This window comes from Azospirillum sp. 11R-A (assembly GCF_049472615.1).
GTDB classification, from domain to species: domain Bacteria; phylum Pseudomonadota; class Alphaproteobacteria; order Azospirillales; family Azospirillaceae; genus Azospirillum; species Azospirillum palustre.
In genome coordinates this window covers 203437-216917 of record NZ_JBCEBL010000003.1, presented here as the reverse complement: position 1 = coordinate 216917, position 13481 = coordinate 203437, and the positions used below count along the sequence as shown (strand labels likewise).

At 68.9% G+C, this 13481-nt stretch carries 10 protein-coding genes; 5 read left to right on the top strand and 5 right to left on the bottom strand.

What is annotated here, in order from left to right; genetic code table 11:
- Positions 1 to 19 precede the first annotated feature (19 nt).
- Both VH569_RS06670 and VH569_RS06665 read left to right on the top strand, forming a co-directional pair.
- On the top strand, positions 20 to 163 hold the full coding sequence (locus tag VH569_RS06670) for a hypothetical protein (RefSeq protein WP_423314664.1): 144 nt from the start codon (positions 20 to 22) through the stop codon (positions 161 to 163).
- 96 nt (positions 164 to 259) lie between these two features.
- Positions 260 to 892, top strand: a complete 633-nt coding sequence (locus VH569_RS06665) for a hypothetical protein (protein ID WP_423314663.1) — start codon at positions 260 to 262, stop codon at positions 890 to 892.
- Positions 893 to 922: 30 nt separating this feature from the next.
- Here VH569_RS06665 and VH569_RS06660 read toward each other — a convergent pair whose 3' ends face one another.
- The 3 genes from VH569_RS06660 to VH569_RS06650 are packed head-to-tail and all read right to left on the bottom strand — an operon-like array spanning position 923 to position 7421.
- Positions 923 to 2359: a DUF1329 domain-containing protein gene (locus VH569_RS06660; protein WP_423314662.1), complete on the bottom strand. Its 1437-nt coding sequence runs from the start codon at positions 2357 to 2359 to the stop codon at positions 923 to 925.
- Positions 2356 to 5019 carry a response regulator gene (locus tag VH569_RS06655; protein ID WP_423314661.1) on the bottom strand — a complete coding sequence of 888 codons (2664 nt, stop codon included), beginning with the start codon at positions 5017 to 5019 and terminating at the stop codon, positions 2356 to 2358. The genes VH569_RS06660 and VH569_RS06655 overlap by 4 nt, the downstream gene beginning before the upstream one ends.
- Positions 5016 to 7421, bottom strand: coding sequence for an ATP-binding protein (locus VH569_RS06650; protein WP_423314660.1), 2406 nt, complete (start codon positions 7419 to 7421; stop codon positions 5016 to 5018). The genes VH569_RS06655 and VH569_RS06650 overlap by 4 nt, the downstream gene beginning before the upstream one ends.
- A gap of 301 nt (positions 7422 to 7722) precedes the next feature.
- On the opposite strand from VH569_RS06650, the gene VH569_RS06645 reads away from it, so the two are divergent.
- From VH569_RS06645 to VH569_RS06635, 3 genes are all read left to right on the top strand, one after another.
- A complete protein-coding gene (locus VH569_RS06645) occupies positions 7723 to 8028 on the top strand; it encodes an STAS domain-containing protein (RefSeq protein WP_423314659.1) in 306 nt (101 codons plus the stop codon).
- Positions 8029 to 8106: 78 nt separating this feature from the next.
- Entirely contained in the window at positions 8107 to 8910 is an 804-nt protein-coding gene (locus VH569_RS06640; protein WP_423314658.1) for an ATP-binding protein, read from the top strand.
- A gap of 10 nt (positions 8911 to 8920) precedes the next feature.
- Complete coding sequence (locus tag VH569_RS06635; protein WP_376958433.1) at positions 8921 to 10108, top strand: PP2C family protein-serine/threonine phosphatase; 1188 nt, start codon at positions 8921 to 8923, stop codon at positions 10106 to 10108.
- Between the two features lie 16 nt (positions 10109 to 10124).
- On the opposite strand, the gene VH569_RS06630 is transcribed toward VH569_RS06635, so the two are convergent.
- Together VH569_RS06630 and clpA are read right to left on the bottom strand one after the other, a co-directional pair.
- On the bottom strand, positions 10125 to 10991 hold the full coding sequence (locus tag VH569_RS06630) for an NAD kinase (RefSeq protein WP_423314657.1): 867 nt from the start codon (positions 10989 to 10991) through the stop codon (positions 10125 to 10127).
- A gap of 171 nt (positions 10992 to 11162) precedes the next feature.
- Positions 11163 to 13478: an ATP-dependent Clp protease ATP-binding subunit ClpA gene (gene clpA, locus VH569_RS06625; protein ID WP_109051261.1), complete on the bottom strand. Its 2316-nt coding sequence runs from the start codon at positions 13476 to 13478 to the stop codon at positions 11163 to 11165.
- Positions 13479 to 13481: the final 3 nt, after the last annotated feature.

Genomic DNA, 13481 nt, shown 5'->3' with positions numbered 1-13481 from the left:
GCATCGACAGGTTGAACCCATGGTCCGCAATCCGCTCGCCCGCCACATCGCGCTTTTCCTGCTGGTGAAGGCCATGCTGATCGGGCTGGGCCTGTGGTGGTTCCTGGGGACGATGCCGGAACCGCGCGGCACGGTGCCTCCACCGGCCGCATCGCGGCCGTGATCGAAACCCGCCTCGCGACCCCGGGCGGAACCTTGCCCCCGCTTTCCGGTTGGATTCGGATTGTTCGGACTTCCTGCCAAGCGAAGGGGTGGAGGCATGATCGAGAGCCGCGACCAGAACCCGACCACGATCGATTCCAGTGCCTGGACGGGAGACAGCGGAACCGCCGGCACCGATGCGACGGTGCGCGAGGCCGTGGCGGTCTTCGACAGCCGCGATGCCCTGCAGAACGCCATCGACGACCTGACGCTGGCGGGCTTCCAGCGCCATGAGTTGAGCCTGCTGGCCAATGACGAGACGATCCGCGAGCGGCTGGGCGATGTGCCGGGCGACGTCGGCAGCCTCGCCCACGACCCCGACGCACCGCGGCAGGCCTACATTTCGCCGGAGGATGTCGGCAGCGGCAAGGGGGCCGCGGTCGGCTTCCCCGCCTATGTCGGCGCCATCATCGCCACCGGTGCCGTGCTTGCCACCGGCGGCACCGCTCTGGCCGCTGCCGCCGCTGCCGCTGCGGCGGGTGTCGGCAGCGGGGCGGCCGGGTCCTTCCTGTCGCAATGGATCACCGACAAGCGCAACGAGCCGATGCTGCAACACCTCGACAAGGGCGGCATCCTGCTGTGGGTCAATGTCGGCGATGCCGCCCGCGAACGCATCGCGCTGGAGATCCTGGGCCGTCACGCCATCCGGCCGGCCGAGGTTCACGACGTGCGGCAGACCGGATCGATGTGACGATCCGCCGCTGCTTCACCCCCGCCCCGGCTATCCCCGCCGTCCGCGGCGGACCAGCGCGTCGGGGGTGAAGTCCTCCAGCTTCAGCGGGGCGTCGTAGCGCGGCGGGGGCAGGCCGTTCTCCACGCCGCGGGCGGTGTAGCGGTCGGCCGTCAGGTCGAAGGCGAACTCAATCGTCGGCACCAGGGCCGGCACCTGCCAGTCCGGCAGCGGGTGCGCTTCGGCGTAGCGCAGAAGCTCCCCCTTGCCGTTGTAATGCTCCGACGCCAGGATCTGCCAGCTGTCCTCGTCCAGGTAAAAGGTGCGGTCGGGCAGCGAATGCTTGAAGTTCGGCTTCAGCCGGGCGTCGACCACCCAGACCCGGTGCATCTCATAGCGCAGGAACTGCGGGTTGGGATGGTGCGGCCACAGGATGTCCCGCATCGTCAGGCTGGGGTTGGTCAGCCGGTGGGCGTTGTATGGCATGTACATCTCGCGCCGCGTCACCAGCGTGTAGTCGAAGCGGTCGAGCGCGCCGCTGAACATGTCCAGCATGTCGGCGGTACAGATCCCGCCGGTCACCGGGTCCGGCGTGTCATAGGCGAAGTCGGACGCCGGAACCACGCGCCCGCGCTCCCCCTCCCGCACCCAGGCGCGGGTGCGGGCGGCGATGGGGTCGAGCGTTCCCTGGACGATCAGGCTGCTGCCCGCCTGTTCCTTCGGATCCAGGATCGTGCGGCGGTAGAGCAGGGGTGGCGCGGCGGCATCCCCGGCGGCATAGGGCGAGGCGAAATCCTCGCGCAGCCGGGTCAGCGACCGGGTTCCGTCGCCGGACTGCACCACCGTCAGGCTGGTGCGCGACACAGTGCCGCCACGCCAGCGCAGCTTGTGGTTCCACATCGCCTGCACGCCGTTCGCCGGAATCGGGAAGGGCACCCCCACCGTGGCGTCGCGCAGGGCCAGCCCGTTCTCGCCCAGCTTGGCGCGGTCGGCGTTGGCGAGCGAGGCGTCGTAGATGCGCTGCGGTGCCGCGGCGCTGCGGCGGCTGGGAAACAGCGCCAGTTCGAAGCTGTCCGGAAACTTCTCCAGCAAGGCCTGCTGCCCGGCGGTCAGCCGGACCTTGTAGCGCTCGACATCGGCGGCGCCGACGGTGAACCAGCGCACGTCCTCGATATAGGGATCGGGCGAGGGGCGGTCCGGCACATAGCCGCGCGGCGCCGCGGTCAGCCCGCCGGTCCAGGGCGGGATCGCCCGCGTGCGGTTGCCGGCGCGCACCGCTCCGAAGGGCGTCAGTTCCTCGCCCAGCCGTGGCACGCCGACATCGACCGGGGCGCTTTGGACTGGAGCGCTTGGGGGCGGCGGGGCGCCTTGGGTTGGAGCGCCTTGGGCCAGCGCATCGCGGGCAGTGGCGGCGACAGAGGCGGCGGCCCCCAGCAGCAGGCCGAGGGCTTGCCGCCGGTCGGGGTGGAAATCCGTCGGGTCGCTCATGCCGTCGACCACTCCGTGAGAGCCAGTTCCCGTTCGATGGCGGTGCAGGTTGCGGCGAAGCTGTCGCGCAGCCGGCCGGCCTCCTCCGTGAGCCGGGGGAGCGGCGCGCCTTCGGAGGCCGACTGCTCCAGCACGCGGGCGGCCTCGGCCAGCGGCTTGGCGCCGGCATTACGGGAGGAGCCCTTCAGATTGTGGGCGCACGCCCGCATCCGGTCGCGGTCGCCGATGTCGAGAGCCTTGTCCAGATCGGCGACCACCCCGCGGCCGATGGCGATGAAATCGCCCAGCAGTTCCGCCAGCATCTCCGCATCGCCGCCGCACAGCGCGCGCAGGCCGGCGAGTTCGATCCACTCTCCGAGCCGCGCCTCGGGCGTCGGTTGCGGCAACGCCCGTGCCGGAACCTCGGCTGACGCGGCTGAGACCGGCGGCATCCAGTGGGCGAGCGTCACCCCCAACTGCGACAGCTCCAGCGGCTTGCTCAGCACGTCGTCCATGCCGGCGGCGCGGTAGCGTTCGATGTCGGCCGGGGCGGCATTGGCGGTGATGGCGACAATCGGGAGGCGGTCAGCCGACGGTTCGTCGCCGCGGATCCGGCGGGTCAGTTCGAACCCGTCGATCTCCGGCATCTGGACGTCGGTCAGCAGCAGGGCGAAACGCCGCCGGCCCCGCCGCATGGCGTCGAGCGCCTCCAGCGCCTCGGCCCCGCCGGGCGCCATCTCCGCGGCATAGCCCAGCGCCTGCAACTGCATCAGCAGAACCTTGCGGTTCACCGGGTTGTCTTCGGCCACAAGGATCAGGCGCCCCTGGGCTTCCGCCTCATCCACGCCGGGGGCTGCCGCGGTCCTGGCGGTGGCGGGCGCCGGCAGGGCGGGGGGCAGGGCAGAGGATTGCGGGTGGGGCTGGGGGGGGACCGGTTGGAGACGCAGCCGCCCGGCGGCGACGGCCACCGCGCGCAGCAGGACCAGCCGGCGCAGCGGGCGGCTCAGCACCACCGTGCCGGCTTCCGCCCCGCGCGTCGCGGGGTGGGAGGACGGGCCGGGCATCCCACCCGTCTCATGGCAGAGCAGGACCACCGGTGGCCGGGCCTCGCCGCTGCGGCGGCCAAGCTCCTCCGGCGCGCAGGCGGCGGCCGGGACATGCAACGCCTCGTCGATGGTGACGACGCCGACCGCGCAGCCGGCTTCGCGGGCGATGCGGGCCTGGGCCGCCAGTTCGGGCGGGGAGGCGGCGGGCAGCACGCGGGCGCCGGCCTGCTCCAGATAGCGGGCGAGGAAACCGCGCTCCGTGTCGTCGGGCACGCCCAGCAGGACGGTCAGCCCGTCCAGATCGACGGCATCGGGACCGTCCTTCGCCGAAACCGGCGCGGCGGTGCTGGCCAGGGGCAGGCGCAGCCAGAAGGTGGAACCGAGGCCCGCCTCGCTCTCCACCCCGATCTCGCCGCCCATCAGGGCGGCCAGCCGCCGGCTGATCGACAGGCCGAGCCCGGTGCCGCCGAAGCGCCGGGTGGTGGAGCTTTCCGCCTGGGTGAAGGGCTGGAATAGGCGCTGGCGCGTCGCCTCGGCGATGCCGATGCCGGTGTCGCAGACGGCGATGCGCAGCAGCGTTTCCGTCCCTGTTGGGGGCGACTCCAGCTCGGCGCGCAGCACGACGCGGCCGGCCTCGGTGAATTTGATGGCGTTGCCGGCCAGATTGAACAGGATCTGGCGCAGCCGCACCGGATCGCCCAGCAATGCCTGCGGGATCGCCGGGTCGACATAGGTCAGCAGCGCCAGCCCCTTGGCCCCGGCGGCGGGCGCCAGCGTTTCCGCCACCCCCTCCACCAGCGCCGGGACCGACAGCGCCACCCGTTCCAGATCCATCTTCCCAGCTTCGATCTTCGAGAAGTCCAGGATGTCGTCGATGATCCGCAGCAGCGCGTTGGCCGACTCGCGCATTGTGCCGACGGTGTCGCGCTGGTGGTCGTCCAGCTCGGTCCGCTCCAGCAGGCCAAGCATGCCGAGCACCCCGTTCATCGGCGTGCGGATCTCGTGGCTCATGGTGGCGAGGAAGGCGGATTTGGCCTTGGTCGCCTCTTCCGCCTGCTCGCGGCTTTCGCGCAGTTCGCGCGTGCGCTCCGCCACCCGGGTTTCGATGGACTGGATCTGGTCGAAGGCTCGCAGCGCCGCGATCACCGCGGTGAACAGGCTTTCCGCCGACAGGTCGGCCTTCGGCTTGTAGTCGTTGATGTCGTAATCGACGATCACGTCGCGCTGCGGCGCCTGACCCGGCTGGCCGGTGCGCAGGATGATGCGGACATCGCGGTTGCCCAGCCCGTCCCTGATCCAGCGCACCAGCTTCAGGCCGGAATCGTCCTCCTCCATCACCACGTCGAGCAGGATCACGGCGATGTCGTGCCGGCTTTCCAGCACGGTGCGGGCATCCGCCGCGGTGAAGCAGCTGACGAGGTCCAGCCGCCGCCGCTGGAAGGCGACGTCGGCCAGCAGCAGCCCGGTCATCGAATGGACATCGGACTCGTCGTCCACCACCAGGATCACCCAGGGCGGGGCCGCCGGGTCGATCGGCTCCGCGCCGGTGGCCGCTTCGCCGGGATCGGGCGGGGCGCCGTCCGCCTCCTCGTCGGCGAACAGGATTTCGTCGTCGTCGTAGGCGCCGGTGCTCATGCGGGTTCGGTCTCCAGCGGGACGGGCGTCGGCGAAGGCGTGGCGGCGGCAGGACTGCCGGGGGGGATGACGGTCTTCGGAATGCGCAGGGTGAAGGTAGTTCCATCGCCGGGAACGCTGTCAACCGAGATCCGCCCGCCCAGCGACTGGGTGACCAGATTGAACACGATGTGCAGCCCCAGGCCGCTGCCGCCCGACCCGCGCCGGGTGGTGAAGAAGGGCTCGAACACTTTGGGCAGGTTTTCCGCGGCGATGCCGACGCCGTCGTCGGCGAAACGGATCTCCACCTCGCCCTCGGCCATCTCGTCCACGTCGATGACCATGTGCCCCCTGCTGTCCGCCGGGAAGGCGTGGGTCAGCGCGTTCATCACCAGATTGGTCACCACCTGGCTCAGCGCGCCGGGGAAGCTGTCCATCGGGATGCCGGGCGAGCAGGCGATGCCGACGCGGTGGCGGCTCTTACGCAGGGTGGGGCCGAGCGAGGTCACCACCTCCTCCAGATAGGCCAGCAGGTCGAAGCGGCGGCGCTCCTCGCTGGTCTGGTCGACGGCGACGCGCTTGAAGCTCTGGATCAGTTCGGCGGCGCGGGTCAGGTTCTGTTCGATCAGCCGGGAGGATTCGCTGGCGGTGGCGACATAGGCGGCAAGCTCCGACTTCTTCATCGTCCCGCGTTCGAACCCCTCGGCCAGCATCCCGGTCCGGCCCGACAGATGGGTGGCGCAGCCGAAGGCGATGCCGATGGGGGTGTTGATCTCATGCGCGACGCCGGCGACCAGCAGGGCGAGCGAGGCCATCTTTTCGGCCTGGACCAGATTGGCCTGGGTCTCCTTCAAATCGGCATAGGCGCGTTCCAGCTCCTGCATCGCATTGAAGATTTCCTCGGCCGACCGGGCTTCCACCGTCACGTCGGTCAGGGTGCGGACGAATCCGCCCTCCGGCAGCGGGTTGGTGCGGACCTCGACGATGCGGCCGTCGGGACGGCGGCGCTTGAAGGTGAAGGGCTGGTCGATCATCCCCGCCGGCTCGCCCGGGGGCGGCATCGCGAAGCCGGCATCCGTACCGGCGTCGGAGCCGCGTCCGCTGCCCCCCGCGCCGACGCCGTAGCTGAGATAGAGGTCGGGGTCGTCGCCCATCTCGCCGAACTCGCCCTGGCGGCGCTGGAGCGCCACCACGTCGGCGAAGCGCGGGTTGCCGGCCAGAACCTCGGGCGGGATGTTCAGCAGCTCGGCGGCGCGGCGGTTCGCCGTCACCACCCGCCCGTCGCCGTCGACCTTGATGATGCCCTGGTCGGTGTTGTCCAGCGTGACCTGCAGCACGTTGCGCTCATGGGCCAGATCCAGCTCGGCCCGCACCCGTTCGGTGACGTCGGACATGGTTCCGGTCAGGCGGCGGGCGCGGCCGTCGGGATCGCGCTGGGCGGTGGCGCGGTCCTCGATCCAGGCCCACCGGCCGTCGCGCCGGCGCATGCGGTAGACGGCGGTGTAGGCCATGGCGCGGTCGCGCACCCGGCGCCGCGACTCCGCCATCACCCGCTCCGCCTCGTCCGGATGCAGCAGCGAGGACCAGGTCTCCGCCGTCATCCGCAGCTCGCTCGGGCCATAGCCGAGCAGGGCGGGGAATTCCTTCGACCACCAATATTGCCCGCTGTGCAGGTCGTAATCCCAGACGGAGGACCGGGTGGCGGTGATGGCCAGCGCCAGCCGCTGCTCGCTCTTGCGCAGGGCGGCCTCCTCCTGTCCCAGCCGGGCGAGCATGGCGTTGTGGGCCTGGATCACCCGCCCAAGCTCGTCGGCGGCGCGCCAGTCCACCGGCTGGTGCCCGCCGCCCCGCTCCGATTCCAGGATGGAGGCGATCAGCCGCCCCAGCGGCCGGCCCACCGTCAGCCGCAGTGCCGCCAGCGCCGCCGCGATGGTGCCGGCCAGCATCAGCAGAAGCAGCACCGCGGTGTTCACCACCTCCTGCCGCAGCTGTTCGCGCACCACGTCGTGGCTGTAATGCAGGGTGATGGTGCCGACCTGGAGGTTCTGGACCCGGACCGGCCGCCGCTCGATGTTGGCGTCGCTGCTCAAGGGACAGCTCGGCCCCGGCCAGGCGAACAGCCCGTCGGCCAGATCGTCGCTCACCTCGACGCAGACAAGCTCCCGGTTGGCGCCGATGGCCTGGATGACGTTGCGGATCGCCTGGACGTCGAAGGTCCACAGATTGTTGGACAGCGCCGCCGCGTTGATGTCGGCGATGGTCGCCACCTTCTCCCGCAGCGCCGCCTGCAAATCCTTGTAGCGGTCATAGAAGAACAGGGCCGAGAACAGCGAAACCGCCACCACGAGGCTGGGCACCAGGATCAGCAGGAACTTGGCCGATACGGTCGGTATGCGCCGCCATGCCTCAACGATCCTGGTCATGCCTTCGTTCCGGAGGTTCGTCATAGCGCGGCTGGCGGCGGTGCGGCACGCGGAGCGCGCGCCTCCCTGGGGATGTTCTACCCCGTCGTCCGCCGCCCGTCCATGCGGGTTGAGTCCCAGGAGCGGGAAGCGGAGGAAAAGTGTCGCGCCTGGGGGGAGCGGTTGTCCCATCCCGGTATCGGTGCTTGAGGTCCTCTGAGTTCTTGCACTACTGTGCATAGGCGGAAGGCTTTGGTTTCGCGCGCATTTGTATGGGTGCGGCCAGGGTTGCGGACCGGGTGAGAGGATCTTGAGAGGATCTATGGATTTCAAGACGACCAACACAGTCGATGCGACGGAGGTGTGGCTGACGGGCCGCCTCGAGTTCACCGACCATGACCGGCTCAGAGACATCGTCGAACTGGTCGAGCAGTCCCGCGCGCGGCGCTTCGTCATCGACATGTCGAAGCTGGACTTCATCGACTCCGCCGGGCTCGGGATGTTGCTGATCCTCCAGGAGGAGACCGAGAGCCGCAACATCAAGATGATCGTTCGCCATCCCCTGGGTGACGTGAAGCGGTCGATCAAACTGGCGCGGCTGGGCGAGATCATCACCATCGAGTTCTGATCCGCCGAGTTCTGACCTGCGGAATTCCGACCTGCCGAGTCCTGACCCGCCGGTCCTTGTCCCAGGGGAGTTTGCCGCATGGACGCCGCTCATCATGACAGCCCGGCCGAACCGGCACTCCGCGGCTTCAGCCTGTTGCGCGACCGGGTGCCCGCCGACATGGCCGCCCGCGTCGCGTCGCGCTTCGCCGGGACAATGCAGGACCAGCGGGACGATGCCGTGGCAACCGGGCGGGGACTGCCGGAGCGGGCGGTCGAAACGCTGCTGATGGAGCGGGCCGACCGCGACCGTCTGCGCGCCGCCTTCGACCGGAGCCCCTTTCTGACGGTCGAGCTGGGGGAGGGCGCCGACGAGGCGGCGGCTCCGCTCGACGACTGGTCGGGGGCACCGGCGACGGACGATCCCGGGCTTCCGGGATTCTACCTGTCGCTGACCACCGGCACCGCCTATGGCCTGCAATGCCCGGTGCTGGTCTGCGACGAGCTGGTGCGGCGCGGCGTTCTGGATCCGCAGCGCCGGTCCAATGTGGAGCTTTGTCTGCACGAGGCCGTCGCCAACGCCATCGTCCACGGCAATCTGGGCCTGTCCAGCGCGGTGAAGGGGGAGCCGGGCGGCTATCGCCGGTTCAGCGAGATGATGCGCGACCGGCTGGGCGATCCCGCCGTGACGCGGCGGCGGCTGGACATCTTCTGCCGCTGGAACGGGCGCTGCATCGCCATCGCGGTGGTCGACCAGGGCGGCGGCTTCGACACCGCGCTGGCCCCGGCGACCACCGGCAACAAGGCGCGGTCGGGCCGCGGCTTCGTCTTCATGCGGACGCTGGCCTCTCGGGTGACGGTGACCGACGGCGGGCGCTGCACCGTCCTGCAGTTCGACCGCTGACGGAGCGTCCATGGCCGCGCCCGCCCTGTCGCTGTCGGACTGCCGCGTCCTGATCGTCGACGACAACGAATTCAACCGCAAATCGCTCGCCCTGGTGATCCGCCGCGCCGGCATCGCCGAGATCGCCTTCGCCGAGAATGGCCGGGAAGGGCTGGCGGCGGTCGACCGTTTCCGCCCCGACCTCGTCCTGCTGGACGTCGACATGCCGGTGATGAACGGCTGGGAGATGTGCGAGGCATTGCGCCGCAACGCGACGCACGAGCAGCTTCCCGTGCTGTTCCAGACCGCGTTGGACAGCGACGAGGAGCAGGTGCGCTGTTTCGAGGCCGGCGGCAGCGATTTCATCTCCAAGCCGATCAAGCCCGGCGAATGCGTGGCGCGTGTCCGCCACCAGCTGGAAAAGCGCAAGCTGTTCAACGATCTCGCCGCCTTCCGCGAACGGGTCCAGCGCGAGCTGTCGCATGCCCGCGCCATGCAGACCTCGCTTCTGCCGGAGACCCGCAAGCTTGCCGAGGTGGCGGACCGCTACGGCCTGACGCTGGACGCCCATTTCGAGACTTCGTCGGAGCTGGGCGGCGATTTCTGGGGCCTCTATCCGCTGGGCGACCGCCGGCTGGGGCTGCTGATGATCGATTTCGCCGGGCACGGCATCACCGCGGCGATCAACACCTTCCGCCTGCATACGCTGATCGACCGCTTTCCGATGCAGCATATGGCGCCGTCGCAATGGCTGACCCAGCTGAACGGCGCGCTGAAGGACGTGTTGCCGACGGGGCAGTTCGCCACCGCCTTTTTCGGCATCCTCGACCTCGCCATCGACACGCTGACCTTCGCCGCAGCGGGCTCGCCCAACCCGGTGCTGGGAACACCGGCCGGCGCGAAGGGAAACGGGCCGGACATCCGCCTGCTCGATTCGGCCGGGCTGGTACTCGGCGCCTCGCGCCGGGCGCAGTATGTCGACCAGAGCCACCGCCTGCCGCGCGGCGGTTTCCTGTTCCTGTACAGCGATGCCCTGATCGAATGCGGCAGCGACGAGCATGCCCCGCTGGGGCAGGGCGCCGTACCCGATTTCGTCCGCGACGCGCTGGCCCGCGACCGCCAGCACCCGCTGCGGCCGATGATGGACAGCTTCTATGCCCGCACCAGCCTGCCGCTGCGCGACGACCTGACCGCGGTGTGGGTCGCGCGGCGGGCGTGAAGGAGGGACGCATGCCTTACGGCGCGAACTGTTCCTTCAGGATGCGCTCTTCGAAGTTCAGTTCCGGGTCGAACAGCAGGGTCAGGCCGACTTCGCGGCATTCCTGGACCTCGACCCGCAGAACCTCGCGCACCTCGGTGAAGTCGGCGACGGCGCTGACCGGGCGCTTGCCTTCCTCCAGCACGTCGAAGGTGATCTTGGCGGTGTGCGGCAGCAGCGCGCCGCGCCAGCGCCGCGGGCGGAAGGCGCTGATCGGGGTCAGGGCCAGAACGCCGGCATTCAGCGGCACGATGGGGCCGTGGGCCGACAGGTTGTAGGCGGTGCTGCCGGCCGGCGTCGCCACCAGCGCGCCGTCGCAGATCAGCTCCGGCAGCCGGACCACCTTGTCGATGGTGATGCGCAGCTTGGCCGCCTGCCGCGTCTCGCGCAGAAGGGAAACCTCGTTGATGCCGAGCGCCTCGACCCGCTCGCCATTCACCCGCGTCGCCACCATGCGCAGCGGATGCAGGCGGACATGCTGGGACGCCACGATTCGCTCCGCCAGATCCTCCTCGCGATAGGCGTTCAGCAGGAAGCCGACCGAACCGCGGTTCATGCCATAGACCGGAGTCGGCCGTTCCCGGTTGCGGCTCAGCGCCCGGTGCAGGGTTTCCAGCAGGAAGCCATCGCCGCCCAACGCCACGATCACGTCGGCTTCGTCCGCCAAGGCATTGCCATAGCGGTGGACCAGCCGGGTGCGGGCGGCGCGCGCCTCGTCCGTGTCGGCGCAGGAAAACGCGATGCGCAGCGCATCGGGTGCCGGCATCAGCGGTGCCTGCGCATCTGCGGACTGGGCAAGGCCGGCTTGATCGACGGCGGGCGGCGTGGCGGCGGATTCGGTCATGGCGCGACCATACCGCAGTCCGGCCTTCGCGCAAAAGTATCGCGCGGTGACGATCCGATGCAAAAGAGCGCATCCGTCGGCCGCACCCATTGGCCACACAACGAAAAAGGGGACCGCGGACGGTCCCCTTTTTTACGATGCGGAACGGGTTGGTGGGCCGATGGGGCGAACTTACTCGACCATCTCCGACACCATCTCCTCGTCATCGTCGCCGGAGGTGCGCTTCGGCCGGTTGCCTTCGGTGTAGTCGAAGGCCGGCTTGTCGTCCTTGACGGTGACCTTGACCAGACCGCCCTTGCTGAGCTTGCCGAACAGCAGCTCTTCCGCCAGCGGCTTCTTGATGTACTCCTGGATCACGCGGCCGAGCGGGCGGGCGCCGTAGAGCGGGTCGTAGCCCTTCTTGCCCAGCCACTCGCGCGCCTCTTCGTTCAGCTCGATGGACACGCCGCGGTCTTCCAGCTGCGCTTCCATCTGCATGATGAACTTGTCGACGACGCGGTTGATAACCTCCTGCGTCAGCGGCGCAAACGGGATGATCGCGTCGAGACGGTTGCGGAACTCCGGCGTGAACATCTTCTCGACCGCTTCGATGTCCTCGCCGACCCGGCGGTCACGCTCGAAGCCGATGGCGGGCTTGGCCATGTCGGCGGCCCCGGCGTTCGAGGTCATGATCAGGATGACGTTGCGGAAATCGACGATCTTGCCGTTGTGATCGGTCAGCTTGCCGTGGTCCATGATCTGCAACAGGATGTTGAACAGATCCGGATGGGCCTTCTCGATCTCGTCCAGCAGCAGGACGCAGTGCGGGTGCTGGTCGATGGCGTCGGTCAGCATGCCGCCCTGGTCGAAGCCGACATAGCCCGGAGGGGCGCCGATCAGGCGCGACACCGTGTGCCGCTCCATGTACTCGGACATGTCGAAGCGGGTCAGCTCGATGCCCAGCGTCATGGCGAGCTGGCGGGCCACCTCGGTCTTGCCGACACCGGTCGGGCCGGTGAACAGGTAGTTGCCGATGGGCTTCTCCGGCTCGCGTAGGCCGGCACGGGCCAGCTTGATCGCGGAGACCAGCGCGTCGATCGCCTTGTTCTGGCCGAAGACCATGGTCTTCAGGTCGCGCTCCAGGTTCAGCAGCGTTTCCTTGTCGTCGCGGCTGACGGACTTCGGCGGGATGCGGGCGATCTTGGCGACCACCGCCTCCACGTCCTTCACGCCGATCTTCTTGCGGCGCTTGTTCTCCGGCAGCAGCATCTGCGCCGCACCGACCTCGTCGATGATGTCGATGGCTTTGTCGGGCAGCTTGCGGTCGCCGATGTACTTGGCCGACAGCTCCACCGCGACGCGGATGGCGTCGTTGGTGTAGGTGACCTTGTGGTGCTTCTCGTAGTAGGGCTTCAGGCCCTGGAGGATCTTGATCGCATCCTCGACCGACGGCTCGTTGACGTCGATCTTCTGGAAGCGGCGGACCAGCGCCCGGTCCTTCTCGAAGTAGCTGCGATATTCCTTGTAGGTGGTCGAACCGATGCAGCGCAGCGAGCCGGAGGCCAGCGCCGGCTTCAGCAGGTTCGAGGCATCCATCGCACCGCCCGAGGTGGCGCCGGCACCGATCACCGTGTGGATCTCGTCGATGAAGAGGATCGCCCCCTCCGTCGCCTCGAGTTCGGACACGACGGCCTTCAGCCGCTCCTCGAAGTCGCCGCGGTAGCGCGTGCCGGCCAGCAGCGAGCCCATGTCGAGCGCGAAGATGGTGGCGTTGCGCAGCACCTCAGGCACTTCCTGCTGCACGATGCGGCGGGCGAGGCCCTCTGCGATGGCGGTCTTGCCGACACCGGGGTCGCCGACGTAGAGCGGGTTGTTCTTCGACCGCCGGCACAGGATCTGGATGGTCCGTTCGACCTCCTGCTCCCGGCCGATCAGCGGATCGATCTTCCCGCCGGACGCCTTCTTGTTCAGGTTGACACAGTACGCCTCTAGCGCTTCGCTGCCTTTTTTCACGACCTTCTCCGCCGCCGCCTCGTCGTCAGCGCCCGAGACACGCTTTGTTTCCGAGCGGCCCGGAGCCTTCGCGATTCCGTGAGAGATGTAGTTGACCGCATCGAACCTGGTCATCTCCTGCTCCTGCAGGAAGTAAACCGCGTGGCTCTCGCGTTCAGAGAACAAGGCAACGAGCACATTTGCTCCCGTCACCTCCTCACGTCCCGACGACTGGACGTGGATGGCCGCACGCTGCAGAACCCGCTGGAAACCAGCCGTCGGCTTGGCATCATCGGGCCTGTTCGTGATAAGGTTCGCCAGTTCATTGTCGAGGTAATCCGACAGTTCCGCGCGCAGTCGGTCGAGATCGATCCCGCAAGCGCGCAAGACGGCGGTAGCATCGGAGTCTTCGGTCAACGCGAGAAGCAGATGTTCGAGCGTCGCGTATTCATGCCTGCGCTCGTTCGCGTGGGCCAGGGCTCGGTGCAGCGTCTGTTCCAGGTTACGCGACAGCATGTG